A 26,259-nucleotide genomic window follows, 5' to 3' on the forward strand; every position below is an offset into this window, starting at 1 on the left:
CTAAAATGGCGATTAATTAGTGTGAGTATACATTAGCCAAGGTCTGAGTCATACCCGTACCGCTGTCCTATTCTTGTCTCTATTTATATATGGTGCGGTAACTTATTAATTTCAATATCTCATCTCTCACGATTGATGTCGGATATAACGTAGCCCCAAAGTGTAATGCAAGGTATAATTTCTCCATCGTGCACAATAATATTTAGGATTCATGGATAGCTTAATAGCCATCGCGGCCGCCATACTTTATGTCTTGGCGATTGCGACCATCATACCCGGACTCTCACAACAGTCAGGAATCAAAGCAAAAACAGTGTTTGCTAGTGCTGCCTGTGCGCTTGTTTTTCATGCGTGGATTTTGAGTGATCTGATTTTTGATGGTTCAGGTCAAAACCTGAGTATTCTCAACGTGGCTTCTTTGATCAGTTTTATTATTTCTCTGGTCATGAGCCTTGCTATGTTGAAAAACCGACTGTGGTTTTTATTGCCAGTTGTTTATAGCTTTGCTGCCATCAATTTATCTGCTGCCACATTTTTGCCAAGCACGTTTATAAAGCACCTAGAGAATGACCCTAAGCTACTCATTCATATTTCATTTGCGCTCTTCTCATACGCGACTTTAACTATCGGGGCACTCTATGCGCTTCAGTTGGCTTGGCTGGATCACAAACTGAAAGCAAAAAAATCTTTGGCGATTAACCCAAACCTGCCGCCTCTATTAATGGTGGAGCGTCAACTCTTCAAAATTATTTTGATCGGTAACTTATTGTTAACTGCCACGCTCATTACTGGCTTTGTCTTTGTGCAGGATATGTTTGCCCAAGGTAAGGCACATAAGGGCATTCTTTCTTTCATCGCTTGGGTGGTGTACTCAATACTGCTTTGGGGTCACTATCAAAAAGGCTGGCGTGGTAGAAAAGTCACATGGTTCGCTGTTGCAGGAGCAACACTGTTAACTCTGGCATATTTTGGCAGTCGCTTTGTAAAAGAAATCATCTTGAATTAAGGAGCTCTAGGGCTCCTATCCTTTATATTTTAGGCTAGATAAAATACAGTACGCCTTAACTCTTTGACTTAACGGACTTACTCAACCGTTATATAACCCAATACTTACAAGGAACAGCAACGTTTTGGACGACATCTCTACGGGTATCTTGTTTGCGCTACTCGCGTGTCTTATCGTCATATCAGGTTACTTTTCCGGTTCAGAAACAGGGATGATGTCTCTGAATCGTTATCGCTTAAAACACTTAGCCAAAAACGGGCATAAGGGTGCTAAGCGAGTCGAAAGACTATTAGACCGTCCAGATCGTTTGATTGGTCTTATTCTTATCGGCAACAACCTCGTTAATATTCTCGCGTCCGCGATCGCGACCATTATTGGTATGCGTTTGTATGGTGATTTAGGTGTCGCTATCGCAACCGGTGCACTAACTATGGTTGTATTGGTTTTTGCCGAGGTTACCCCTAAAACAATTGCAGCGCTTTACCCTGAACGTGTGTCCTACGCGAGCAGTATATTATTGACCATACTGATGAAGTTACTGTCGCCTTTAGTGATGCTTGTTAACTTTATTACGAATGGCTTTATCCGCTTACTTGGTGTAAGAGCGGATCACTCAGCAGAAGATCATCTTAGCTCCGATGAGCTGCGTACGGTGGTAAATGAAGCTGGCGGTTTGATCCCTCGCCGACACCAAGACATGCTAGTGTCTATTTTAGATCTTGAGCACGTCACCGTGAACGACATTATGGTCCCACGCAATGAAATTACCGGTATTGATATTAACGACGACTGGAAATCCATTGTTCGCCAGCTAACACACTCACCACATGGACGCATAGTTTTCTATCGTGACCAAATTGATGAAGTGGTTGGCATGCTGCGCTTGCGTGAAGCTTATCGTCTGATGTTGGAAAAGAACGAATTCAACAAAGAAACGCTATTACGTGCTGCTGATGAGGTCTATTACATCCCAGAAGGCACACCACTGAACGTGCAAATGTTGAAATTCCAACGCAACAAGCAACGTATCGGTCTGATCGTGGATGAGTACGGTGATATCATCGGTCTAATCACTCTTGAAGATATTCTGGAAGAGATCATTGGTGAGTTCACGACGTCAATTTCTCCAAGCCTCTCTGATGAAATCAGTCCTCAAGGTGACGGAAGCTTTCTTATTGAAGGCAGCACCAATATTCGAGATATTAACAAAGGCCTGAAATGGGATTTACCAACGGATGGCCCAAGAACGTTAAACGGTCTTATTTTGGAGCACCTGGAAGATATTCCAGAGAGCCATTTAAGCGTGAGAGTAGCGGGTCACCCAATGGAACTTGTTGAGATTGAAGAGAACCGAATCAAGCTCGTTCGTGTTTATCCGAAGAAGAAAAAATCGACATCCAAATAACCAAAAGAAAAGCCTGACTCATGTCAGGCTTTTTTACTTATTGGGGCAATATGCTTCTTAATGAGCACCTAGTCGATACGCAACTCTTTTAACATCGACTCAGGCAAAGCAAGTTCATCATTTTTGTTCACCGAAACACCAGCATCCAAAATGTTCTTTGCGATCTGTTGTGCTTCTTTTAAAGAGTGCATTGCTGCCGTGCCGCATTGGTATTCGTTAAGTTCAGGGATCTTATTCTGACTTTCTACCTTCAGCACGTCTTCCATTGCTGCAATCCAAGCATCTGCGACTTGCTGCTCTGATGGTGTGCCAATCAGACTCATGTAAAAACCTGTGCGGCAACCCATAGGCGAAATATCGATGATCTCAACAGAATCACCGTTTAGGTGATTACGCATAAAGCCTGCATAAAGGTGCTCTAGGGTGTGAATACCTTTTTCAGAAAGAATGTCTTTGTTTGGCGCAGTAAAGCGTAAGTCGAAAACAGTAATCGTATCCCCTTTTGGGGTCTGCATGGTTTTCGCCACTCGCACTGCCGGTGCATTCATACGAGTGTGGTCCACGGTAAAACTATCGAGTAAAGGCATTACATCTCTCCTGATTGTAACTCCAGTACCTTTCGGTAATGGATAAATGTCATTCATCCCTACAGCACATGAACTGACTGTGGGCTAAAAGAACCAGCTGCTGTTGTCTTCTAATTCCTCACGACATTGCTTCAGCTGCCAGCCATAAGTTTTCGCTGTTTGTTCAACACGTCGAGCGACTTTGATTAAACTAGGTTTTCGATTATAAGTGCCTCGCTTATATCCACCTCGCCCTTCATGATAAGCCAGATACTGGTTATAGGGATCCCATAATGAAATCCCTAGCTGACGCCGTGTTTCATGAGTGTACCAACCGACAAACATCATAGAATCATCGAAGTTGGTACGAGAGCCCCCCTGACCTGTCGCATCTTGGAAGTCTTCCCAAGCAGGGTCTTGAGCTTGAGCATAACCATACGCACTGCTGACTCGTCCCCAAGGAATAAACCCTAGCAAATAATCTTTAGGTGGTTTTGCATCGTGCCGAAAGCTGCTTTCTTGTTTAATGATGGCCATAGCGACATGAATAGGGGTACCCCATTCATCTTCCATATCTTTGGCATCATCGTACCAACCGGATTTCTCTCGGAATATCTCGCATAAGTTATTCTGCTGCTTTGGCGGTGCCGTAGCACAACCTGCAAGTAACACGCTTCCAAGTACCGCTACTACTAACGACTTAATGTTCAACCCCACCAATCCTTAGTTAGTCATTACTGCTTCAGGTAAGCAAAGTAATCTTCCAAAAAATCATCAAAAGAAAGCATGTCACTCTGCTCTGCTTGCTTTTGTTTTTCCACGGACGACGCAACTTCCGTTTCCATCGTATCTTGTGAATAGTACTGATAACCGTGAGCTAGGTTTTCATCACGGTACTTCATACCAAGAGTACAACCGACTTTACCTAGCCCACCCAGCTCTTTCGTTAGCTCTAATAGTTGACCAGAGATCGTTAGTTCTGGGTTATCAATCCATGTCTCGAGTTGATTACACACATCTTGGTATGCACAGCCACCAGCGGTCATATCCATTTGCTGTGCTATTTGACGTAACTCGACGAAAACTCGGTGTGCCCAATCTTGTAGAGATAGACGCTCACCTTGGCAACCAATTTGCAGCATTAGACCTTTTTCACGGCCTGAAACAATGACTTTATTCCAGTTATCGCGCCAACACTCTAATTCACAGTTATCCATAGGGTCTGAGTCTGACAAGGCCGCCCAGGTAAGGAAGAGATCCAAGAATCGTACTTGCTCTTCATTTAAGCCCACTGCGCTGAATGGGTTAACATCTAGAGAACGAACTTCAATGTATTCGACACCACCGCGTCGTAACGCATCTGAAGGCTTCTCACCACTTTTCGATACACGTTTTGGACGAATCGGAGCGTACAGTTCATTCTCAATTTGTAAGATATTGGAATTAAGCTGGCGGTATTCACCATCCACTTTTACCCCAATTTTCGCAAACTCTTCTGATGGGTGGCGAATCGCATCACTCAAACCATCGAGGTATTGGTCAATGCTGTTAAAACCAATTTTCAGCACACTTTGAGCACTATTGGTATAGCCAAGATCGCTCAAACGCAAAGACGTCGACTTCGGCAAATATAATGTCCCGCCAATCTTCTCGAATGGCAGATCGGTTTCACGACCTTGAATAAAAGAGCCACATAACGCTGGTGATGCACCAAAGAAGTAGGGAATCATCCAGCCAAAGCGGTAGTAATTACGGATCAACGCAAAGTACGCATCAGACTTAGCATCTTGGCGGGCTTGTTCATCTTGCTCGCCATAGAGCGCATCCCAAAATGTTTCAGGAAACGAGAAGTTAAAATGGACACCTGAAATAATTTGCATCAGGCTGCCATAGCGACGCTTTAGGCCTTCTCGGTACAGCGTTTTCATTTTCGCTGCATTCGAAGAGCCATACTGGGCTAACTGAATATCATCCTCTGAGCCTACGTAGCAAGGCATTGATAGTGGCCACATTTTCTCTTCACCCATTTTGGTTTGAGTGAAATGATGGATATCTTTCAGCTGTGCCATCAGTTCTGGAATTTCATGTGACACAGGCGTAATGAACTCTAACAATGATTCCGAAAAATCCGTTGTGATCCATTGATTTGTGAACGCAGAGCCTAACCCTTCAGGATGAGGAGTTGTAGCTAGATGTCCATCCTGACGATAGCGCAAAGTTTCTCGCTCAACACCGCGTCCAAACTGCTTAAATACTTCGGGGTTTGATGCAACTTTTTTTAGTCGCGCAGCAAAATCAGTCAAAATGAGGTTCGCTTATATTGGGAGCAGGACACTTGTTACATAACACAAGTGTAAGCTAAGTTATTGATAGTTAATGCATCTAGATAAATAACCCACGAAAAGTTGCTTATCTAGATGAATAGCGGAGAAACGTTTCTCCGCTATTAAATGTGTACTCTATCGAATGATTTCAAGCTCTTCTACGTCTTTCCCCAACTTTTCTAATTGAGGACGCAACGATTTAGCATCACCAACGACGATAATTTGATAGTCATTTGGATCAAACCATTTCTGAGCCAGCGCATTCAACGTCTGCTTATCGACTTTTTCTACGATAGCGTTTCTTTGCTGCAAGTAATCATGATCGAGGTTGTACTTAAGAATATCACTGATGAGCTCCGCTTTTTGTGTTGGCGTTTCATATTTCAGTGCATCTTTTTGACCGACCGCTTGACGCATAAATTTCATCTCTTCATCAGTAATACCTGACTGCGAGTATTCATTTAGCTCATTTTCCATCTCAATGATCGAAGCAACCGTTGCATCCGCTCGTACTTGCGCGGTGAAAACCACCGAGCCTGTTTCTGGATTACCAGAGAAGTAGCCGTAAGCACCGTATGTGTAACCCTTGTCTTCACGTAGATTTTGGTTAATGCGGCTATTGAAGTTCCCAGCTAAGTTGAAGTTTGCCAGTTGACTTAGGTAAAAATCGCCCGTTGCGTCGTAAGGCATACCTTGACGAACCATCATGACCACACTTTGCGGCGCTCCTGGTTTATCAACAAGATGGATCTTTTGCTCACCTAATGCAGCAATGCTTTGCGGTGCATACAATGGCGCAGCTTCATCTTGCCAGTTTTTCCAGAACGTCAGTTGCTGCTCAATTTCCTGTTTATTGATGTCACCAACAACGACGATTTGCGCACTTTGTGGCGTGTAATGCTTCGAGTAGAATTCACGGACATCATCCAACGTTAATGCACTGACACCTGCTTGCGTGCCGTCTTTTGGTCGAGCAAAAACCGAATCCCCATAGAGCACCTGGCGACTCGCTTGTGACGCCATCCAACTTGGATTTTGGTGCTCATACACCAGGCCTTCTAGCGCTTGCATTTTTACACGCTCGAAATCATCTTGATTAAATGCAGGAGACAGCAACATCTCTTCGACAATTTCTAACGTCGGCTCTAAGTTCTTTTCTAGAGCAGAAACACTGATGTTTGTTGTATAACCTGTGGCATTAACAGAGATAACACTACCCAGTTTATCAAGCTCAGCTTGAATCTCTTCGACACTGCGTTTCGTTGTACCTTCTTGCAACATCGCAGCGGTCAATTGGGCAAGACCTTCTTTACCCTTTTCAACAAAACGTGTCCCTGCAGGTAGACTAAATTGCATCATCACCGTCGGCGTTTCATCGCTAACTGCACCAAGCAGCTCTGAGCCATTCTTGAAATGTAACTCGTACAGCTCTGGCATCGTCGCTTTCACTGGTTCTCCTACTGGCGGTTGCACTGAGCGATCGAAGTTATCGGTCGCACGACGATACGCCAATTGGTCATCGGAAATCTTCTCATATTCTGGCAGCGTGCGCTTTGGCGTCACAAAGGTCGCAGGTTTTACGACAAGGTCTGTTTTTCCTTTTGGGACCACGCTTAGGGTCACTTTGTTCTTACCTTGGATAAAGTCCGTATACGCTTTTTCTACCGAAGTCGGCGTAACTGCACGGATTTGCTCAAGCTGTTGCTCAAGACGATCAGGATCGCCGAAAAATGTCTCGTTGGAAGCCAACTGAGTCACTTTACCTTTAACGCTTTCTAGCGCAAAAATAGCATCCGCTTCCGCTTTACCCTTCAACTGCTCAAGGCGATCTTCTGTCACGCCTTTTTCCGCAAACTGATTCAGTGATTGTAAAAGCTCGTCGTACAGTTTTGATAGGTCGCCTTTGTCTCCAGAATCACCCATTGCGTAAACGTAAAAGTTACACGCCAGTTCAGCACAATCATGGAATGAACCAGCATCGACCGCTTTTTGAGTCTTCACTAGGTCTTGATAGAGCACGCTGTTGGTACCGCCACCCAATACTTCTGATAATGTATCGAGAGACGCTTGGCTTTCTTCGCCGTTGTAGGTTGTTGGCCACGCGATCATCACCATAGGTTGTTGAATACGATCTTCTAGAGTGATGTATTTATCTTCTTGCAGTTTTGCAGGTTGTTTCGGCGCATTTTCAACCTCAGGACCACGAGGAATCGAACCGAAGTACTTATTTACCCACTCTAGAGTTTGTTCAACGTCTAAGTCACCACCGATCGTGATAGTCGCATTGTTTGGGCCATACCAACGCAAGAAAAACGCTTTGAGATCGTTCACATCAACACGATCAAGATCTTCAACATAACCAATGGTTTGCCACGAATACGGGTGACCTTCAGGATATAGCGCTTCGGACATGCGCTCCCAAATTAAGCCATAAGGACGATTATCGTAACGCTGAGCTCGCTCATTTTTTACAGTAGAACGCTGAATTTCAAATTTGCGTTGAGAAACCGCATCCAACAAAAAGCCCATACGGTCAGACTCTAACCACAGCATTTTCTCGAGCTGGTTAGCAGGGACCGTTTCAAAGTAGTTAGTACGATCGCGGTTTGTTGTACCATTTAACGTGCCGCCAGCCTCTGTGATGATTCTGAAGTGCTCTTGGTCACCAACGTTCTCTGAGCCTTGGAACATCATGTGCTCAAAGAAATGCGCAAAACCAGACTTACCCACTTCTTCACGAGCTGAACCAACATGGTAAGTCACATCCACATGGACCAATGGGTCAGAATCTTCAGGAGCTAAGATCACCGTTAAACCATTATCGAGTTTATACTTTTGGTATGGAATCTTAACTTTGCCTTCTTCAGCTTTCGATGACTCAACGAAAGTTACCCCTTTCGGCAGTGATGAAACTGGCGTATTTGATGCACAGCCCGTGATCACCAACAGTGAACACGCGCCAACCCAAAACATCTTCATGTACTTTCCTTAAAATAATCCGAGATAGATGGCCGCAAGTAAGCTATACCTAGCAGCCTTTCCTAAAAATATTAAAATCACGCAAGGCAGAAACTTCATTCTTAGCCACCCTGCGGCTAAACACAGCGGGTCTCCTATTACAGGTAACCAGCTAAAAAATAATCCCCAATAGCCATACTTAGAGAGCCACTTTAATGCGGTATGACCGTGCTTTTCCTCTTGTGCTTTGTTGGGAATCCACAAGCCAAGCCAATAATTTGTTAAGCCACCAAGCGTATTACCGATAGTAGCGACCATAACAATTGAAGAAACGGAGTATTGATTTAATGAGAGAGTGGCAACTAAGCCCGCCTCAGAACCACCAGGCAACAACGTGGCACTGAGAAAACCGGTCATGAAAAGCACCCATAATGCTGAATCTGAAAACCAAAGCGCTAAACTTTCAAAACTCGTGTTAAATGCTTCTAGCATGTCATATCAAGCAACACCTTGCCTCTGGTTCTTCCTGATTCGACCTGCTGGTGAGCACCAATGACATCACTCATAGGATAAACCTGTTGAATTTCAGTCTTCAGTAAGCCAACGCCGACCATGTACAACAAGGTATCTAACTGCGCAGGGTCTGGTTCAACCAACATGCCACTAGCCTCAAAGCCTAGGAGTTTGGCTTTTTCACAAATCAGCTCAGCAGTTATGGTTGGAACGGTGATGACTCTCGCATTGTCTTTCAGGCATTTAAGCGCATCTAACGCAGCATCTCCGCCTACTAAATCAATCAAAACATCAACATCTTCAACACGTTCTGACACTGGTGCAAATTGATAGTTCACTGCATGAGCACCGAGCGTCGCAAGGTAATCTAAATTTCGTTCACTGCAGGTTGTAAAGACTTCCGCTTTCGTCGCGATCGCAATTTGTACCGCGAGGTGTCCAACACCACCGGCACCAGCGAGGATAAGTACGCGATCGTTTTCCGTCACATTAGCCTTACTGAGAGCTTGTGCCGCAGTTTGTCCCGCCAACGGTAATGCAGCAGCTGCCTCTAAAGTGACAGAGCTAGGAACATGACTTAACTCAGTTTCTGGAACACATATGTATTGACTGTAACCACCGCCTCGAACTGGGAAACCAATAAATCCAGCCACCTCATCACCTTCATTAAAACGTGATGCCCCCTCTCCACAAGACATCACTTTTCCTGAGATGTCGTAACCTGGCACCCAAGGTAAATTATCCTTATTCTGCGCTGCTGCCCAACCGAGCCCAGCTCGAGTTTTGACATCAATAGGATTTACGCCTGAAAAAGCGACTTTTACTAAGACTTCACCAGGCTGTGGTGATGGTGTAGAAGCATGTTGAATCGCGAGTACGTTGGCATCACCAAACTCAGTGATAACGATCTGTTTGTGTTCCATAAACCATTCCCTGCAAGAAAACAAAAAGGGATGCGAAAGCATCCCTTTGACTATAAACCATTTTGTTAACCTAAGTTAATCGTGATTTTGTAAATTGGTTGATCATTCCATTTTCAATAATGTCTAACCAACAAGTGCTAACAATATACCAGCCGCAACGGCTGAACCCAGCACACCAGCAACGTTTGGTCCCATCGCATGCATTAACAAAAAGTTTTGCGGGTTAGCTTGTAAACCAACTTTGTTTACGACTCGCGCGGCCATTGGTACCGCAGAAACGCCAGCCGCACCAATAAGTGGGTTGATGTCTTCTTTCGAGAACTTGTTAAGCAGTTTCGCCATCAGGACGCCCGCACCAGTACCGATACTAAATGCAACTGCGCCTAACCCCAAGATACCTAACGTTTCTAGGTTCAAGAACTGCTCAGCTTGCAGCTTAGAACCAACACCAAGACCTAAAAAGATAGTCACTATGTTGATCAATTCATTTTGAGCAGTTTTCGATAAACGATCGACCACACCAGCTTCACGCATCAAGTTACCCAAACAGAACATACCAACCAATGGCGTAGCTGAAGGTAAGAACAGAATCGTCATCAGTAATACAGCAAGCGGGAAGATGACTTTCTCCCATTTACCAACATGACGAAGCTGAGCCATCTTGATTTGACGCTCTTCCTTGGTTGTCAGTGCTTTCATGATTGGTGGCTGGATGATCGGCACCAATGCCATATAGCTGTATGCCGCGACTGCAATCGCACCTAACAGATCTGGAGAGAGCTTACTCGCCAAGAAAATCGCTGTTGGCCCATCAGCACCACCGATGATCGCGATAGACGAAGCATCTGCCATGGAGAACTCCATGCCAGGTACATAGTTGAGCAAAATAGCGCCAAACAGTGTTGCAAAAATACCAAACTGCGCAGCCGCACCTAACCACAACGTTTTTGGGTTTGCGATCAAAGCACCAAAGTCAGTCATCGCGCCCACACCCATGAAGATCAATAGCGGGAACACACCCGATTCAATCCCAATGTAGTAAACGTAGTAGAGCAAGCCACCAGGCTCAGTAAAGCCAGCATTTGGAATATTCGCCAAAATAGCACCGAAACCAATCGGCAATAACAGTAAAGGTTCAAATCCTTTTTTAATTGCCAAAAACAGCAAGGTACAACCAACCAGCATCATACAGATTTGGCCGAACTCGAAGTTAGCGATCCCTGTTTCTGCCCAAAGGGTTAACAATCCGTCCATGATACTCCCTTACGCCAGGCTCAACAGAGGCGCACCTACTGTGACAGCATCGCCTTCTTTAACGTTCAGCTCTTGAACCACACCACCACGCGCCGCTCGTACTTCAGTTTCCATTTTCATCGCTTCAAGGATGAGCAATACATCGCCTTCAGCTACCTCAGCACCAGGTTGAACATTCACTTTGAAGATGTTACCTGCAAGAGGAGCAGGTACCGCTTCTGCTGAAGCATTAGAAGGTGCGCTAGGTGTAGCCGATTTTGCCGGTGCATTAGAAGGAGCAACAGATGTCAGTTCACCTTGAGGGCCAACTTCCACCTCATACACCTGCCCGTCAACACGTACACTATAAGTTTCTACACCACCAGTTGCTGGTTGAGCTACAGGTACAGCAGGCTTCTCAGCTTCTAGCGTTGGTGCAGGCTCAAATGCTTCTGGGTTTTCACGATTCTTAAGGAACTTAAGCCCAACTTGAGGGAAAAGTGCATAAGTGAGTACGTCATCAACACGCTCACTTGCTAGCTTAATGCCTTCTGATTTCGCTTTCTCCATCAGATCAACCGTAAGCGTCTCCATTTCAGGCTCAAGTAAATCGGCAGGACGACAGGTAATTGGCTCTTTACCATCAAGCACTTTCGCTTGCAGTTCTGCATTTAACTCGGCTGGCGCTTGACCGTACTCACCTTTCAATAGGCCAGCGGTTTCCTTGGTAATACTCTTATAGCGCTCGCCAGTAAGAACGTTAATCACCGCTTGCGTACCGACGATCTGTGAAGTTGGAGTCACCAATGGAATGAAACCAAGATCTTCACGTACACGAGGGATCTCTTCTAATACTTCATCAATGCGATCCGCAGCACCCTGCTCTTTCAACTGGCCTTCCATATTGGTCAGCATACCACCAGGCACTTGAGCAATCAGGATGCGTGAATCGACTCCTTTTAACTGGCCTTCCCACTTCGCATACTTCTTACGTACCTCACGGAAATATGCGGCGATAGATTCCAGTTGCTCGAGTTTCAAATTGGTATCTCGCTCGGTGCCTTCTAGCATAGCGACTACCGTTTCTGTCGGTGTATGACCGTAAGTACAACTCATTGAAGAAATCGCAGTATCGAGAATATCAATACCGGCTTCTACTGCTTTTACCGCTGTTGCTGTAGACAGCCCCGTTGTTGCATGACAATGAAGTGCCAATGGCACATCACAAGACGCTTTGATACGCGTGATAAGCTCTTCCGCTTCATAAGGCTTAAGTAAGCCAGACATATCTTTAATACACAGCGAATGACAACCTAAATCCTCTAGGCGTTTTGCCAAGTCAACCCAAGTGTCTGCGTTATGCACTGGGCTCGTTGTGTAAGACAACGTACCTTGAGCATGCGCACCAACATCAACCGTTGCTTTCACGGCTTTCTGGAAGTTTCGCACGTCATTCATTGCATCAAAAATACGGAATACATCCATGCCGTTAGCATGCGCGCGTTCAACAAACTTTTCTACTACGTCGTCGGCATAATGGCGGTATCCTAAAAGGTTTTGACCACGCAGTAGCATTTGCATTGGTGTATTAGGCATCGCTTTTTTTAGTTCACGTAAACGCTCCCAAGGGTCTTCCCCTAAGAATCGAATACAAGAATCAAATGTTGCACCACCCCAAGTCTCTAGAGACCAGTAACCAACCTTATCCAACTCAGCTGCGATAGGCAGCATATCCTCAATACGCATACGCGTAGCAAATAGTGATTGATGGGCATCACGAAGGACCACATCAGTAATAGCTAGTGGTTTAGACATGCTCTTAAACTCCTTTTTAATCCTAGTTCGGCTACTTCGCGAATGAGGCGCGATGTTTATGAATCGCAGCCGAGATCGCCGCCACTACTTGTGGACTAACAGCTGAAGAGGTTGATTGAATATTAGTGTTTGTTTTTGGTGCTGCGATCGGCTCTGGTACTTCTTCTGGTACCAATTTCGACATTAACCGAACGAGATAAACAAGAATAGTGAGGAAAATAAATACGACCGCCATCCCCGTTAGCATCAGGGTGGCCGCATCTACTAGCAGGCTTCCTATATTAGTCATGTTGCTTCCTTTCTTTGTCATCCTGACAACGTGCAGGACTTTAATAGTGTCAAATCCCGACCCATGGATTATCTCGATTGGTTAAATTTTGTCAATTTTGTTTAAGGAAGGTTTGTAGTAATCCTGATAAATGATTATTTATTCACTACCCAGATCACAGTTCATGACAAAATAATCACTTCAAATCGCTATCACCTTACGAACAGAGTAAAGGAGGACATAAATAAAAACTGCGATTTAGATTTCAAAATCAAATCGGGACTCACGCAGTAAAAACCAACAAAAACAAAAAGATGAACAAGATTAACAATAAATAAACAAATAACAAACAAAGTGACTACATGAGAGTGATTGAAATGAAAAATGGAAGTCAGTGTATAGGAGGGATAATCAGGATGATTTCACACGATGCGACAGAAGCTTGATAGCAAATTGCTTAGATACGCACATATTCGCTTTTAAAAAGAGGAACATAGGCTCTAGTGATCCTACGCCATATTTCAGATGTCTAGATACAAAAAAGCCTCGCAATTGCGAGGCTTTTTCAATAAGTGGCGCGTCCTGGAGGATTCGAACCTCCGACCGCCTGGTTCGTAGCCAGGTACTCTATCCAGCTGAGCTAAGGACGCGCAGTTTTCGATATCGAATTTCATCAATATCAGGGCATTACCCTTTAATAAGTGGCGCGTCCTGGAGGATTCGAACCTCCGACCGCCTGGTTCGTAGCCAGGTACTCTATCCAGCTGAGCTAAGGACGCGCAAGTTTTCGATATCGACTTTCGTCAACATCAGGGCATTACCCTTTAATAAGTGGCGCGTCCTGGAGGATTCGAACCTCCGACCGCCTGGTTCGTAGCCAGGTACTCTATCCAGCTGAGCTAAGGACGCGCAATTTTCGACATCGACTTTCGTCAACATCAGGGCATTACCCTTTAATAAGTGGCGCGTCCTGGAGGATTCGAACCTCCGACCGCCTGGTTCGTAGCCAGGTACTCTATCCAGCTGAGCTAAGGACGCGCAATTTTCGACATCGACTTTCGTCAACATCAGGGCATTACCCTTTAATAAGTGGCGCGTCCTGGAGGATTCGAACCTCCGACCGCCTGGTTCGTAGCCAGGTACTCTATCCAGCTGAGCTAAGGACGCGCAGTTTTCGATATCGACTTTCATCAACATCAGGGCATTACCCTTTAATAAGTGGCGCGTCCTGGAGGATTCGAACCTCCGACCGCCTGGTTCGTAGCCAGGTACTCTATCCAGCTGAGCTAAGGACGCGCAATAATCTTATTTTACTTTGTATAACCCGTTTATCAAACGAATTATTAAATAGTGGCGCGTCCTGGAGGATTCGAACCTCCGACCGCCTGGTTCGTAGCCAGGTACTCTATCCAGCTGAGCTAAGGACGCGCAGATCTTCTTGCTAAGAAGTTGTGAAGTAAATCACATTCATTTCTTACGAAACAAAAAAAAGGCCATCGGGCCAGTCAATGAATGGCGGTGAAGGAGGGATTCGAACCCTCGATACGGGATAAACCGTATACTCCCTTAGCAGGGGAGCGCCTTCAGCCTCTCGGCCACCTCACCGTTTTCATTGTTATATCTCAAAAGAGATATGGCGCGTCCTGGAGGATTCGAACCTCCGACCGCCTGGTTCGTAGCCAGGTACTCTATCCAGCTGAGCTAAGGACGCACTTTTTGTTGATAAATCAACGTTGCAAGAATGGCGGTGAAGGAGGGATTCGAACCCTCGATACGGGATAAACCGTATACTCCCTTAGCAGGGGAGCGCCTTCAGCCTCTCGGCCACCTCACCGTCTTGCGGAGGCACATATTACGTTTTACCGAAAATATGTCAAACACTTTCTTTGAAAAAATCTACGAAACTGGCTTAACCGTTGCTGATTTAATCAAAGTGACTATTAAACGAACTTTATCACTCTATTATGATGAAAAAAAGAGAGTCTTCTCTGAAAAAAAGACATTTATTTTCAAATAACTTTCTGAAGTTCGAATCAACATTATTGATGAATTCACAGCCATACTCAACACAATAGTTTCTGCAAATTTTCAAAAACAGTAAAAACTAAAAAGGCCAACCCTTCGGTTAGCCTTTTTCATTCAAACTAAGCTCTGTAAACAGGAGCGACTTAGTAGTTACCTGAAGCAACGTTGCCATTGCCTTTTTCAGCTTGAATGCGCATGTAGATTTCTTCACGGTGAACTGAAACCTCTTTCGGAGCGTTAACGCCGATACGCACTTGGTTACCTTTAACACCTAGTACAGTTACAGTCACTTCATCACCAATCATCAGTGTTTCGCCTACGCGGCGAGTCAAAATTAGCATTCTTTGCTCCTTGAGTAATCTCTAAATTTTCTTGCTACAAAGCTATTATCCAACAAAAGTTATATTTTCGTAAACTACCTTGTTAGCGAAAATCAGCCTAAAAAGGCATGTTTTTGTTGAATGTTTAATGCTTCACTAGACGTAATGTAAGCATCATGCAGAATGTTTGCTGCTGTATCCACACATTCGGGTGCTAAAACTAGCATCATAGTGAGTGCATTCGTTGCGCTGAAATTGATCTCAATATCTCGCTTTGCCAACAAATCGCATGCGTGCTCTACCATTCCATTGGCCTCAAGCCCCACTGCGGTCAACAGGCTTACCACTTCACTATTACGGATTTTGTCGCTGAACACCAGATCGAACTTGGCACATGCATCTTGTTTTATCATGATACCTGCCCGTTCTGTTTCCTCGATCACATTCCAAATGTCGATACCCAACATCTGACATTGTTTTGTAGCACTAGATAAATGTTCTTTATCGACTTCGATTATGGCAAGGTCACGTTGAATGGCTATACCAGAGACGGCTTGATTGCCTAACTCCCCCTTTACCAGACTGCCTTCATTAACATCAAATGTCGAAAGCACGCGCAGTGGCACATTATTCTTCCATGCAAATTGCACTGAAGGTAAATGTAATACTTTCGCGCCTCGGCTTGCCATCGCTTCCATGGAAGGAAAATCGATAACCGCCAATTTTCGCGCATTTTTCACTACACGTGGGTCACAAGTATAAATACCATCAACGTCGGTAAAGATTTGACACTCATCAGCGCGCAATGCGCCTGCCAGTGCCACTGCGCTCGTATCTGAGCCACCTCGACCTAATGTGGTGATATCCCCGTTCTCATTCACACCTTGAAAGCCTGCAACAATCACGATTTGGTCTTGCTCAAGCAACCCCAGAATTGTCTTAGTATCAATGTGTTTAATCGTTGCGTCATTGTGTTGATTATCCGTCACAATATTCGCCTGTGCTCCGGTAAGCGAGCGTGTAGCATGACCCAATTTATTGAGTGTCATTGCTAACAGTGCCATTGACACTTGCTCACCAGCAGAGAGCAAAACATCAAGTTCTCGAGCTGTAGGCACGCTATCTATCTGTTTAGCGAGGTCCATCAGTCTGTTTGTTTCGCCTGACATTGCAGACACGACAACAACAACTTGATTGCCATCATTTTTCGCCTTAATGATGTGTTCAGCAACTTGGTGGATTCTTTCAATTGAACCCACTGAGGTTCCGCCAAACTTTTGCACGATAAGGGGCTTTTTCACCAGTCTTCACCTTCCCAAGACCGAAGTCTCTTTAGAACTGCTTACATCTTCAGTATTTCCTTTTAGAAAAATTATATAAGCAGTAGTTACAACAAAAACCAAATAGCCTAAATGGCTCGGTTAACTTTTGGTCAATTAAACCACTTGGCTGCTAAAAAAAATTACGCTCAATCAAAGAAACTTGATTGAGCGTAATTTTAGTAGTTAAAAGCTTATAAGCGCTCTTCTAACCAAGGCTGAACTGTTTTAATTGCCTCTGGTAGTGCGGCTACATCAGTACCACCAGCTTGAGCCATGTCAGGACGACCACCGCCCTTACCACCGACTTGCTCAGCAATCATCTTAACTAGATCTCCGGCTTTTACTTTACCAGTTAGATCTTTAGTCACACCAGCAATCAAGCCAACCTTGTCACCTGTTACGTTGGCAAGCAGTACGATACCAGACCCCATTTGGTTCTTGATGTCATCAACCATAGTACGTAGGTTCTTGCTGTCAGCGCCTTCAAGAGCTGCGACTAGAACTTTTGTACCATTGACTTCAACCGCTTTGCCCATGATGTTAGCGCTTTCTGCTGCCGCCATCTTATCTTTTAGCTTCTGCACTTCTTTCTCTAGCGCTTTTGCTTTCTGTGCAGATTCTGCCAGTTTCTCTTCGTACTTCGCGTTTTGAGCTTCAATAGCGTCTAATGCAGCCTCGCCTGTTACCGCCTCAATACGTCGAATACCTGCAGCAATGCCGCTTTCTGAAGTGATTTTGAATAGGCCAATATCACCTGTGCTTGATGCGTGAATACCACCGCAAAGCTCTGTCGAGAAGTCACCCATAGACAATACGCGTACTTCGTCGTCGTACTTCTCGCCGAATAGAGCCATTGCGCCTTTCTTCTTAGCTGACTCAATGTCCATCACGTTGGTTTCAATCGTGTGGTTGCGACGAATTTGCGCGTTAACTAGGCGCTCAACTTCTTTCAACTCTGCTGCGGTTACGGCTTCTAGATGCGAGAAGTCGAAACGTAGGTTGTCTGCCTTCACCAATGAGCCTTTCTGCGTTACGTGCTCACCTAAAACTTGGCGTAGTGCTGCGTGTAGCAAGTGCGTTGCTGAGTGGTTTAGAGAGATAGCTGCGCGACGCTCTGCGTCAACGATAGTTGCTACTTCATCACCTTTCGCTAGAACGCCTTCTGCCATTACACCGTGGTGCGCGATTGCGTTACCTAGTTTTTGAGTGTCCTCAACGCGGAATACACCAGACTCAGTACGGATTTCACCAGCGTCACCACACTGACCGCCTGACTCTGCGTAGAATGGTGTTTCACCAAGTACGATGATTGCTTTGTCGCCCGCAGATAGCGAATCTACTTCGTTGCCTTCAACGAACATCGCTGCTACAGAACTAGAGCCTTTAGTACCTGTGTAACCACAGAATTCTGTTTGCGTATCAACTTTGATTGCTGCGTTGTAGTCAGTACCGAAGTTACCCGCTTCACGCGCACGTTGACGCTGCTCTTCCATCGCTTTCTCGAAACCTTCTTCGTCGATTGCGAACTCACGCTCACGTGCTACGTCGTTAGTTAAGTCAGCTGGGAAGCCGTAAGTATCGTAAAGTTTAAATACGGTTTCGCCGTCTAGTACTTTACCGTCTAGGTTATCTAGTGCTTCGTTTAGAATCGCCATACCGCGCTCAAGTGTACGACCAAAGTTTTCTTCTTCGATACGCAGTACTTTTTCAACCACAGCTTGTTGACGCTTCAGCTCTTCACCAGCCGTACCCATGATGTCAGCTAGAACGCCAACCAACTTGTGGAAGAATGCACCTTGTGCGCCCAGCTTGTTACCGTGACGAACTGCGCGACGGATGATACGGCGTAATACGTAACCACGACCTTCGTTTGAAGGCATAACGCCATCCACGATCAGGAATGAACATGAACGGATGTGGTCAGCGATAACGCGTAGTGATTGGTTTGATAGGTCTTCGTAACCGATCACTTCTGCTGCTGCTTTGATAAGAGCTTGGAATACATCAATTTCGTAGTTTGAGTGAACGCCCTGCATGATTGCAGAGATACGCTCGATACCCATACCAGTATCTACCGATGGTTTTGGTAGCGGTTCCATAGTGCCGTCTGCGTGACGGTTGAACTGCATGAATACGTTGTTCCAGATCTCGATGAAACGGTCACCATCTTCTTCAGGCGTGCCAGGACGGCCACCCCAGATGTGCTCACCGTGATCGTAGAAGATTTCAGTACATGGACCACAAGGGCCAGTGTCGCCCATTTGCCAGAAGTTATCAGACTCGTACGGCTTGCCGCCTTCTTTATCACCAATGCGAACAATACGATCAGCGGGTACGCCAACTTTCTTGTTCCAGATGTCAAACGCTTCGTCATCGGTTTCGTAAACAGTTACCAATAAACGATCCGCTGGCAGTTTAAGAACTTCGGTTAGGAATTCCCAAGCAAAGGAGATCGCATCTTCTTTGAAGTAATCGCCAAAGCTGAAGTTGCCTAACATTTCAAAGAATGTGTGGTGACGAGCAGTAAAGCCAACATTTTCTAGGTCGTTATGTTTACCACCAGCACGTACGCAACGCTGAGCCGTAGTCGCTCGAGTGTAGGCTCGTTTTTCTAAGCCTAAGAAACAATCTTTAAATTGGTTCATACCTGCGTTTGTGAACAGCAGGGTTGGGTCGTTATGTGGAACTAACGATGAACTTTCTACGATTTGGTGTCCTTTGCTCTCAAAGAACTTGAGGAACGCGTTACGAACCTCATCAGTGCTCATGTACATGCAGCTCTTCCTGAAAATAGTCGAGTTAGAATTTTGCCGTATTGTAGATCATGCAAACAGCTGAGACTAGTTTTCTTGAGGAAAAGAGGGAGTAGGAGAAAAAATTTGAAGCAAAACAAAAATCAGTGCGGACGACTGACCGTTAATCTTCGTCCTCAAAGCTCAGCGCGTAGCTGATTTGGTCAAAACTGTAGCCACGATATTGCAGAAAACGAACTTGTTTTGCGTACTCTTTTTGGTCTTTGGCTTTAATACCTTTGAATTTCTTTTCTGCCGCCTGTTTAGCCAGTTCAAACCAATCTTGCGGCTCTTCAGCCATAGCTTGCTCAATCACCGACTCCGCAACACGCTTCTGGTTTAACTCTTGACGAATTCGACGCTCTCCATGTCCTTTGTATACATGCTGTCTAATTTGACTCTTCGCGTAACGTAAATCATCTAAATAGTTATGGTCTAGGCAAAAATTAATTGCGATGTCGATGTCTGATTCTTCATAGCCCTTCATCGATAATTTTTGGTAAAGCTCATACTGACCATGATCGCGACGGCTAAGCAATTGTATAGCAGCCTCTTTGCTCGATAATGTTGGCGCCTGGCGTTTTTGGTACATGATGATCCTAAAAGTATTTTTGCTGTACAGGCTCTCAATGGCCTTTGTGATAATTCGATTTTTGATTTCAATAGATACAACAAAGCCCCGCATTGCAGGGCTTTGTCATTTATTAATCTATGAGAGATTAAAACTCTTCAGCTTGCTCTGGCGCTTCACCAGCTTCAGGCGCTTCCGCAAGTGCTGGCGCTAGCAACATTTCACGCAGTTTTGTATCGATAGTTTTAGCCACTTCAGGGTGCTCACGCAGGTAGTTACATGCATTCGCTTTACCTTGACCAATCTTATCGCCATTGTAGCTATACCAAGCACCGGCTTTTTCAACTAACTTGTGCTTCACACCTAGATCGACAAGTTCACCTTCGCGGTTAAAGCCTTGGCCGTACATGATTTGTGTGTTTGCTTCTTTAAATGGTGCTGCAATCTTATTCTTAACAACTTTGATGCGCGTTTCGTTACCTACGACTTCGTCACCTTCTTTGATTGCGCCAGTACGACGGATATCTAGACGAACAGAAGCGTAGAACTTAAGTGCGTTACCACCTGTTGTTGTTTCTGGGTTACCAAACATCACACCAATCTTCATACGGATTTGGTTGATGAAGATACACATACAGTTAGACTGCTTTAGGTTACCCGTTAGCTTACGCATTGCTTGAGAAAGCATACGTGCTTGCAGACCCATGTGGCTATCGCCCATTTCGCCTTCGATTTCTGCTTTCGGTGTTAGCGCTGCAACAGAGTCGACAACCATAACATCGATAGCACCAGAACGTGCAAGTGCGTCACAGATCTCTAGCGCTTGCTCACCTGTGTCTGGCTGAGAAACCAGCAATGCATCGATATCTACGCCAAGTTTCTTCGCGTATACAGGATCTAGAGCGTGCTCTGCATCGATAAACGCACACGTTTTGCCTTCACGTTGCGCAGCAGCAATAAGCTCAAGGGTTAATGTTGTTTTACCTGAAGATTCTGGGCCGTAGATTTCTACGATACGACCCATTGGTAGACCACCAGCACCCAAAGCGATATCAAGAGAAAGAGAACCCGTTGAGATGGTTTCTACGTCCATTGCGCGGTTATCACCAAGGCGCATGATAGAGCCTTTACCGAATTGCTTTTCAATTTGACCTAGCGCAGCGGCGAGCGCTTTCTGTTTGTTCTCGTCCATTACTTTCTCCGATTTATTCATCTTCTTTGGGCGACGAATAGTAATTCATTTTTCTTAAGCAGAAGAACTGCTCAGCAATGAAAGTTATTATACTGTTGATTCATACAGTGTCCATACCTGTATGAAAAAAATTTGGCTGACCTAAAGTCGTGATTTGCTCTAGCCCTTATCAATGCTGGGCTAAAACAATTTAAGAAATTCTAGAGTAGATGTTGATACAATTGAGTCAGCGCATGCTCGACCGCTTTTTTGCGAACTTCTGCACGGTCACCAGTAAAATGCATGGTTTCGACTTGCTGCCAACTTTGGTTATCAGCAAAAGCAAAGCAGACCATGCCGACTGGTTTCTCTTCACTGCCACCACCCGGCCCTGCAATACCACTGATGGACACACCGATGGTCGCATTGGAGTTTTTAATTGCACCCTGCACCATTTCAATCACAACTGGCTCACTCACTGCACCATGCGCTTCTAACGTTGAAGCTTGCACACCAAGCATCTCCATTTTCGCTTCATTACTGTAGGTGACAAACGCACGGTCAAGCCACGCTGAACTACCAGCAATGTCAGTAATGGCGGTTGCAACACCACCACCAGTGCATGATTCTGCGGTCGTTAAAAGATGCCCGTGTTTAGCCAATAATGCGCCTAAATCGGCACTCAATTTTGTTGTTTTTTCCATAGCCAAAATGCCCTTTGTCTCTTTTTACTTGATAGGGATTCACGTATCCTAAGCCGCTACGGAAATAAACAAAAGAACTTACCTGTGAAAGCTGAACAAAAACACACTCCTGATGCAAGAGTGTTATAATAACTAAAAAACAACAACTTATAGAGAAAAACTCAGAAGAGCTACACTTTTACCTACACTAAATACAATCTCTGCGGCAATTATTGTCCTTTCACAAGTCATATCAAAAAGAGCTAACTCTGATCTCGGCAAACAAAAGCCAATTTTCCTCAATAAACCCAACCTTTTCATAAGAAACAAGTGGCACAAACATTGCTTTAACTGCTTAATTATTTTTAATTTCCCAAGGAGTTGAGCATGGCTTTGAGCATCAATACTAATACTCTCGCTAATTCTGCACAGAACGGCTTAAAGAAAGCTAGCATGGCTCATAGAGAATCGATGGACAAGTTAAGCTCTGGCTCAAGTATTAATTCTGCAAAAGATGATGCTGCTGGGCTACAGATCTCCAATAGACTCCAAACTCAAAGCCGAGGACTTGAAGTAGCATTAAGAAACTCTAATGATGCAATATCTACGCTAGAAGTCGCTGATGGTGCTCTAAACGAATATACGAATATACTGTTCAAAGTTAGAGAACTGTCGCTCCAGTCTTTGAATGGTTCTCTTGATAAGGATGATAAAGAAGCTATTCGAAATGAAATAACTCAATTAGGAAAGGAGTTAACAAGAATTGCACAAACCACTGAGTTTGCAGGAAAGTCGTTATTTACCGGACATTCTTCGCATGAGCACAGTATGACGTTTCAAGTAGGAAGTGACTCAGGACAAGCTGTCACAGCAACCTTACCTGAATTAAGTGCTATTCAAAGTGGGCTAATGACTAGAACTAGCATCGATACATCTGCATTCGCAAATGGGGCAAATTTCGAGATTCCTTCAGATTGGAGAACTGAAACTGGTGATTTCATAGAGTTTATTTATTCACCACAAAAAAATGGACAGACATCATTAAGAGTTGATTTTGAATCTGGCAAGTCTGCCGAAGATATTATTCACACTCTAAACTCAGCTCTTGAAGGTAGTAAAGCAAAGTTTTTTCTTGCAGAAGAGGTTAATAGTAAAGGTGAAAGTGTCCACAAGATCGGCTATAGCAGGGAATATAATTATTTCAATTCAGTAAACCCCACGTTAGGCATCGGCATTCAAAATTTTAAATCAATGCCTAATAATAATTTGATATATACGACAAACCAATGGCATTTAGGTGAACATCATGTCTCTTATGACGAGTTAATTTCTTTTAAGCCAGAAGTTGCTACTAAATTCAATAATCACTATGAAAACGCTCTAGTTCATGCAACCGACCAAATGTTGACACTAGTTGATTCATATAGGTCTGGTATTGGAGCAACTAACAATAGGTTAGAGAATGCAATCAATAATCTAACAAGCCAAAATATCAATACAACCGAATCGAAAAGCAGGATAAAGGATACTGACTTCGCCAAAGAGACTACTGAGTTAACCAAGCAAAAGATCCTCAGTGACTCAACCACGAGCATATTGGCACAAACACAGAATATCCCTAAAAGTGTCTCTCAACTACTAGCTTGACGGTGGTATTCATAATGAACCCACCGTCTAGTGTATTACCTAATATGCAGCTATATAAGCCATAGAGTGATTAATCATAATGCTCTATTCGCTTAGTAGTGCATCTCTTACGTAAACTAGCCCACTTGTGATCTGATATCCCTAGGGTAAATTTAAACTCTGAGTAGTCGTGACTATCCATAAATAGTAGATATTCAGAAAGCTTTCTTTCTCTTAAAAAGTATCCTTTCTTATTACCACCTCGATCAATAGTTATCTCTTTGCCGTAAAGCTTATGTGTGTAGCTGAGAACTGTAACTGAATCAACAATATCAAATGGATCACGCTTATACGGTCTATTTTCAGTTCCTTCCAAAAACTGATTATTACAGTGAAAAACTCGTGATTTTTTCAACGCCTTGTATGCCACATCATTATTTTTTGTATCTGGTAAAACGATGTGGAAATGTGGCAACCATGCATCGGCATACGAGTGATAATCAATTTCCATCATCCCCCAGATCGGTCCAGCGAACCCAAAGTTACGCAACACACGTCCAAACCACTTCTTCATTGCCTTAACGTCAAAATACATAAAATCAGGTGCTGTAATGCTTTTCTCATATGGAACTACCGTTAGTAAGTGCCACTTATCAACACCTGACTCAACGACTGAACATATGACCGGATTTACCAACTCGATTCTCAAATCTCGATTGCAAAGCTTACACGCCAGACTGCCACACGGCTCTCCACCATCGATACAGTCTTGCAATCGAAAACGTAGTTCATCAAACAGCTTACCACTGCTCTTTAGTGCTCTAATTCTTCGTTGATTTTCTTCAATCGAGCGTTCTGTTGTCTCGAATTTATCCATTTCTTCGATGCGCATTTTCATTAGGCTTCCTCCAAGTAAAAATCCAAAACTCTTGGACGTGACAGAATCCACTCATCGACTTCAGACTCAAACCATCCAACTCGCCTCGTGTTTGAACTACTGTCACCATCATCAAGACGCACAGGTGAGGGAAATAAACCTTTTTCAATCTTTCTGTAGATGGTTGATTTGCTGATAGAAGTTTTCTTTATAACTTCAGTTAACTGGATAATTCGAAGAGTGCTCACAACTTTCTCCTTGTGTATTTAAGTCATAAGCGGATTTACAATTTTCCTAATTCACACCAAAAACTACTTTTTTTGTGAGCATCACAAATTAAAATCAATGTAAACTTAGCTAGAATGGGTAAACAAAGGATTTACTTATCATTTTGTGAGCATCACAAATTTAAAACTTATAGAGATATTGAATGGCTACAAAAAAAGCAACCGGATTAAAGAAGAGCGAACAGCCAAAAGAATTCGAAAGATTAGAAATCGAGGTAGTCAGCTTAAGCGAGCAAATAAAGGAGCTATTTGAGACTCTGAGTTCAAAAAATGAAAGCGATGTTACGGAAGAAGCAACTGTTAGGAAACGTAAAAGCTCAGCCAAGAAAAAAGCTTCAGGTTTTACATCAAAAACTATCCATCTATCAGAAAGTGCGCTTGAACGGATGGAAAATTTGGCTGACGACCTAGGACACAAAATTGGAGAAAAAGGACTTAGCAGTGAACAGCTATCGATGTTGGTTCACTTCCTTCTTGACAGCCACAAGCAACCTAAGAACATTGAAACTCCTCAAACAGCTAAGGGACAGTACATTTATCGTCTACATCAGATTCTAAAATACCGAAGTACAGAAATGAGTGACACTATGGGTGAAATCGTTAACTTCATGAAAGAGAAGAAGTTCGTACTTCCTAGGTTCTATGGAAGCTCTAGACAAATAGACAAAAGTCAAAAATATAACTGGAGCCAAAAACTGGTTAGGTCCATTCTAGATTCAGAACAACTGAACACGAAACTTAAGAATTTAAACGATAGAACCAATAGAAGCGGTAGAAAGGTCATTCGCAGAAAGGCATCAAAAACACAGCAATCTGAAGATTTTATTACCAATACAAAGGAATTGCCAACTCCTGCAAGTATTACTCTCCAAACGATTCAATCTCTTTTCGAGCAATCATCGCTCTATATGTTGGGACGAAAGCTTACCGATGATGAGATTCTAGACAAGTACGGGGTAGAAAAAAAAGTCCTTCTGAAAAAGATAATGAATCACTACAAGGATAATCCAAACATAGTGCTTGAACAGTTCCTAAATGAATTATTAGCAAGATCTCGGTGACTCAATAACAAGAACCAACGTACATAAATACATCAGTTGAATTAATCCTGATATAACCGTTTATTACTTGAGTTTCGGTGCTATCAGAGCAGATATCTTGTCCCAACTTGCTTCTGCCCCGTTACCGCTTAGAGTCATTACTCACAACATTCCTTGGTATTGATATTTGACCAAATTTTCCTAATGATTCAATATGGTTTTGGTTGAATAATAATGTAGACTGGTTTGTGTCTGTAACCCTCCCTGATTTGGTGGTAATTCATTAGCCGCCATCGTTGGACTTAGAACTAGAGGAATAAAATTGAGCTCACCAATATTAGAAGCTCTTCCTGCATTACATGTAACTGTGATTGGTGTAGTCGCAGCTTTCTTTTCTGCTTTTGCTATTTATGCGTATCAAAAAGTGAACGATGCGAAAGAAAAGCTAGATGAAGCTCTAAAGTGTCAGCGCCGATGTAAAAATGACCCACTAACGCCGATTTAAAATTGGCCCACCTGAGGCAAACTATCCGT

22 protein-coding genes and 10 tRNA genes are annotated in these 26,259 nt (G+C 43.9%); 5 read left to right on the forward strand and 27 right to left on the reverse strand.

Annotated elements, in window-relative coordinates:
- Window positions 1-211 precede the first annotated feature (211 nt).
- Entirely contained in the window at window positions 212-1,006 is a 795-nt protein-coding gene (locus H9L11_RS03730) for an inner membrane protein YpjD (RefSeq protein ID WP_005379950.1), read from the forward strand.
- A gap of 124 nt (window positions 1,007-1,130) precedes the next feature.
- Window positions 1,131-2,411, forward strand: a complete 1,281-nt coding sequence (locus H9L11_RS03735) for a CNNM domain-containing protein (RefSeq protein WP_005379948.1) — start codon at window positions 1,131-1,133, stop codon at window positions 2,409-2,411.
- A gap of 68 nt (window positions 2,412-2,479) precedes the next feature.
- Here the strand turns inward: H9L11_RS03735 and luxS are convergent, their stop codons facing one another.
- The 25 genes from luxS to pncC form a co-directional block, all read right to left on the reverse strand.
- The gene (gene luxS, locus H9L11_RS03740; RefSeq protein WP_017820391.1) at window positions 2,480-2,998 is read right to left on the reverse strand and encodes an S-ribosylhomocysteine lyase; all 519 of its coding nucleotides are present in this window, start codon (window positions 2,996-2,998) and stop codon (window positions 2,480-2,482) included.
- Window positions 2,999-3,082: 84 nt separating this feature from the next.
- Window positions 3,083-3,688, reverse strand: coding sequence for a hypothetical protein (locus H9L11_RS03745; RefSeq protein ID WP_172563496.1), 606 nt, complete (start codon window positions 3,686-3,688; stop codon window positions 3,083-3,085).
- A gap of 23 nt (window positions 3,689-3,711) precedes the next feature.
- Entirely contained in the window at window positions 3,712-5,280 is a 1,569-nt protein-coding gene (gene gshA / locus H9L11_RS03750) for a glutamate--cysteine ligase (RefSeq protein WP_033905598.1), read from the reverse strand.
- 156 nt (window positions 5,281-5,436) lie between these two features.
- On the reverse strand, window positions 5,437-8,280 hold the full coding sequence (locus H9L11_RS03755; protein ID WP_033905599.1) for a pitrilysin family protein: 2,844 nt from the start codon (window positions 8,278-8,280) through the stop codon (window positions 5,437-5,439).
- 9 nt (window positions 8,281-8,289) lie between these two features.
- Window positions 8,290-8,751, reverse strand: coding sequence for a YqaA family protein (locus H9L11_RS03760; protein ID WP_005379938.1), 462 nt, complete (start codon window positions 8,749-8,751; stop codon window positions 8,290-8,292).
- Complete coding sequence (locus tag H9L11_RS03765) at window positions 8,745-9,695, reverse strand: NADP-dependent oxidoreductase (RefSeq protein ID WP_005385434.1); 951 nt, start codon at window positions 9,693-9,695, stop codon at window positions 8,745-8,747. The genes H9L11_RS03760 and H9L11_RS03765 overlap by 7 nt, the downstream gene beginning before the upstream one ends.
- Window positions 9,696-9,818: 123 nt before the next feature.
- Window positions 9,819-10,949, reverse strand: a complete 1,131-nt coding sequence (locus H9L11_RS03770) for a sodium ion-translocating decarboxylase subunit beta (protein WP_005379935.1) — start codon at window positions 10,947-10,949, stop codon at window positions 9,819-9,821.
- A gap of 9 nt (window positions 10,950-10,958) precedes the next feature.
- The gene (gene oadA, locus H9L11_RS03775) at window positions 10,959-12,743 is read right to left on the reverse strand and encodes a sodium-extruding oxaloacetate decarboxylase subunit alpha (RefSeq protein WP_033905601.1); all 1,785 of its coding nucleotides are present in this window, start codon (window positions 12,741-12,743) and stop codon (window positions 10,959-10,961) included.
- Between the two features lie 31 nt (window positions 12,744-12,774).
- Window positions 12,775-13,032 carry an oxaloacetate decarboxylase subunit gamma gene (locus H9L11_RS03780; protein WP_005379932.1) on the reverse strand — a complete coding sequence of 86 codons (258 nt, stop codon included), beginning with the start codon at window positions 13,030-13,032 and terminating at the stop codon, window positions 12,775-12,777.
- A 552-nt stretch (window positions 13,033-13,584) separates the two neighbouring features.
- Window positions 13,585-13,661: transfer RNA gene (locus tag H9L11_RS03785), tRNA-Arg, on the reverse strand.
- Between the two features lie 52 nt (window positions 13,662-13,713).
- Window positions 13,714-13,790: transfer RNA gene (locus tag H9L11_RS03790), tRNA-Arg, on the reverse strand.
- A 53-nt stretch (window positions 13,791-13,843) separates the two neighbouring features.
- Window positions 13,844-13,920 (reverse strand) — tRNA-Arg (locus tag H9L11_RS03795).
- A 52-nt stretch (window positions 13,921-13,972) separates the two neighbouring features.
- A tRNA-Arg gene (locus H9L11_RS03800) sits at window positions 13,973-14,049 on the reverse strand.
- Between the two features lie 52 nt (window positions 14,050-14,101).
- A tRNA-Arg gene (locus tag H9L11_RS03805) sits at window positions 14,102-14,178 on the reverse strand.
- 52 nt (window positions 14,179-14,230) lie between these two features.
- Window positions 14,231-14,307, reverse strand: a tRNA-Arg gene (locus tag H9L11_RS03810).
- 55 nt (window positions 14,308-14,362) lie between these two features.
- Window positions 14,363-14,439: transfer RNA gene (locus H9L11_RS03815), tRNA-Arg, on the reverse strand.
- Between the two features lie 85 nt (window positions 14,440-14,524).
- Window positions 14,525-14,616: transfer RNA gene (locus H9L11_RS03820), tRNA-Ser, on the reverse strand.
- A gap of 29 nt (window positions 14,617-14,645) precedes the next feature.
- Window positions 14,646-14,722: transfer RNA gene (locus H9L11_RS03825), tRNA-Arg, on the reverse strand.
- 31 nt (window positions 14,723-14,753) lie between these two features.
- Window positions 14,754-14,845: transfer RNA gene (locus tag H9L11_RS03830), tRNA-Ser, on the reverse strand.
- Between the two features lie 334 nt (window positions 14,846-15,179).
- Window positions 15,180-15,377, reverse strand: coding sequence for a carbon storage regulator CsrA (csrA, locus tag H9L11_RS03835; RefSeq protein WP_004415691.1), 198 nt, complete (start codon window positions 15,375-15,377; stop codon window positions 15,180-15,182).
- A gap of 92 nt (window positions 15,378-15,469) precedes the next feature.
- Complete coding sequence (locus H9L11_RS03840; RefSeq protein ID WP_033907430.1) at window positions 15,470-16,657, reverse strand: aspartate kinase; 1,188 nt, start codon at window positions 16,655-16,657, stop codon at window positions 15,470-15,472.
- 212 nt (window positions 16,658-16,869) lie between these two features.
- Window positions 16,870-19,452, reverse strand: coding sequence for an alanine--tRNA ligase (alaS, locus tag H9L11_RS03845; RefSeq protein WP_033907431.1), 2,583 nt, complete (start codon window positions 19,450-19,452; stop codon window positions 16,870-16,872).
- Between the two features lie 142 nt (window positions 19,453-19,594).
- Complete coding sequence (gene recX, locus H9L11_RS03850; RefSeq protein WP_017633543.1) at window positions 19,595-20,062, reverse strand: recombination regulator RecX; 468 nt, start codon at window positions 20,060-20,062, stop codon at window positions 19,595-19,597.
- A gap of 127 nt (window positions 20,063-20,189) precedes the next feature.
- On the reverse strand, window positions 20,190-21,233 hold the full coding sequence (recA, locus tag H9L11_RS03855) for a recombinase RecA (protein WP_005380874.1): 1,044 nt from the start codon (window positions 21,231-21,233) through the stop codon (window positions 20,190-20,192).
- 200 nt (window positions 21,234-21,433) lie between these two features.
- Complete coding sequence (gene pncC / locus H9L11_RS03860; RefSeq protein WP_017633544.1) at window positions 21,434-21,916, reverse strand: nicotinamide-nucleotide amidase; 483 nt, start codon at window positions 21,914-21,916, stop codon at window positions 21,434-21,436.
- 366 nt (window positions 21,917-22,282) lie between these two features.
- Here pncC and H9L11_RS23665 point away from each other — a divergent pair, with 366 nt between their 5' ends.
- Complete coding sequence (locus H9L11_RS23665) at window positions 22,283-23,542, forward strand: flagellin (RefSeq protein WP_029851395.1); 1,260 nt, start codon at window positions 22,283-22,285, stop codon at window positions 23,540-23,542.
- Window positions 23,543-23,612: 70 nt separating this feature from the next.
- On the opposite strand, the gene H9L11_RS03870 is transcribed toward H9L11_RS23665, so the two are convergent.
- Together H9L11_RS03870 and H9L11_RS03875 are read right to left on the reverse strand one after the other, a co-directional pair.
- On the reverse strand, window positions 23,613-24,419 hold the full coding sequence (locus H9L11_RS03870; RefSeq protein ID WP_029851397.1) for a hypothetical protein: 807 nt from the start codon (window positions 24,417-24,419) through the stop codon (window positions 23,613-23,615).
- Window positions 24,419-24,646: an AlpA family phage regulatory protein gene (locus tag H9L11_RS03875; RefSeq protein ID WP_029851398.1), complete on the reverse strand. Its 228-nt coding sequence runs from the start codon at window positions 24,644-24,646 to the stop codon at window positions 24,419-24,421. The genes H9L11_RS03870 and H9L11_RS03875 overlap by 1 nt, the downstream gene beginning before the upstream one ends.
- A 182-nt stretch (window positions 24,647-24,828) precedes the next feature.
- Between H9L11_RS03875 and H9L11_RS03880 the strand changes: the two genes are divergently transcribed.
- Together H9L11_RS03880 and H9L11_RS03885 are read left to right on the forward strand one after the other, a co-directional pair.
- On the forward strand, window positions 24,829-25,746 hold the full coding sequence (locus H9L11_RS03880) for a hypothetical protein (protein ID WP_029851399.1): 918 nt from the start codon (window positions 24,829-24,831) through the stop codon (window positions 25,744-25,746).
- Window positions 25,747-26,047: 301 nt separating this feature from the next.
- Window positions 26,048-26,230 carry a hypothetical protein gene (locus H9L11_RS03885; protein ID WP_205390997.1) on the forward strand — a complete coding sequence of 61 codons (183 nt, stop codon included), beginning with the start codon at window positions 26,048-26,050 and terminating at the stop codon, window positions 26,228-26,230.
- Window positions 26,231-26,259 lie beyond the last annotated feature (29 nt).

Origin of the sequence: Vibrio sp. sp1 (assembly GCF_016920955.1) — a bacterium.
Classification (GTDB): domain Bacteria; phylum Pseudomonadota; class Gammaproteobacteria; order Enterobacterales; family Vibrionaceae; genus Vibrio; species Vibrio alginolyticus.

Excerpts from the sequence above, each read along its gene's own strand:
- H9L11_RS03730 (WP_005379950.1), top strand. The coding sequence starts at position 212 with ATGGATAGCTTAATAGCCATCGCGGCCGCCATACTTTATGTCTTGGCG.
- luxS (WP_017820391.1), bottom strand. The coding sequence starts at position 2,998 with ATGCCTTTACTCGATAGTTTTACCGTGGACCACACTCGTATGAATGCA.
- H9L11_RS03755 (WP_033905599.1), bottom strand. The coding sequence starts at position 8,280 with ATGAAGATGTTTTGGGTTGGCGCGTGTTCACTGTTGGTGATCACGGGC.
- H9L11_RS03760 (WP_005379938.1), bottom strand. The coding sequence starts at position 8,751 with ATGCTAGAAGCATTTAACACGAGTTTTGAAAGTTTAGCGCTTTGGTTT.
- H9L11_RS03765 (WP_005385434.1), bottom strand. The coding sequence starts at position 9,695 with ATGGAACACAAACAGATCGTTATCACTGAGTTTGGTGATGCCAACGTA.
- H9L11_RS03770 (WP_005379935.1), bottom strand. The coding sequence starts at position 10,949 with ATGGACGGATTGTTAACCCTTTGGGCAGAAACAGGGATCGCTAACTTC.
- oadA (WP_033905601.1), bottom strand. The coding sequence starts at position 12,743 with ATGTCTAAACCACTAGCTATTACTGATGTGGTCCTTCGTGATGCCCAT.
- H9L11_RS03780 (WP_005379932.1), bottom strand. The coding sequence starts at position 13,032 with ATGACTAATATAGGAAGCCTGCTAGTAGATGCGGCCACCCTGATGCTA.
- csrA (WP_004415691.1), bottom strand. The coding sequence starts at position 15,377 with ATGCTAATTTTGACTCGCCGCGTAGGCGAAACACTGATGATTGGTGAT.
- alaS (WP_033907431.1), bottom strand. The coding sequence starts at position 19,452 with ATGTACATGAGCACTGATGAGGTTCGTAACGCGTTCCTCAAGTTCTTT.
- recX (WP_017633543.1), bottom strand. The coding sequence starts at position 20,062 with ATGTACCAAAAACGCCAGGCGCCAACATTATCGAGCAAAGAGGCTGCT.
- recA (WP_005380874.1), bottom strand. The coding sequence starts at position 21,233 with ATGGACGAGAACAAACAGAAAGCGCTCGCCGCTGCGCTAGGTCAAATT.
- pncC (WP_017633544.1), bottom strand. The coding sequence starts at position 21,916 with ATGGAAAAAACAACAAAATTGAGTGCCGATTTAGGCGCATTATTGGCT.
- H9L11_RS23665 (WP_029851395.1), top strand. The coding sequence starts at position 22,283 with ATGGCTTTGAGCATCAATACTAATACTCTCGCTAATTCTGCACAGAAC.
- H9L11_RS03870 (WP_029851397.1), bottom strand. The coding sequence starts at position 24,419 with ATGAAAATGCGCATCGAAGAAATGGATAAATTCGAGACAACAGAACGC.
- H9L11_RS03880 (WP_029851399.1), top strand. The coding sequence starts at position 24,829 with ATGGCTACAAAAAAAGCAACCGGATTAAAGAAGAGCGAACAGCCAAAA.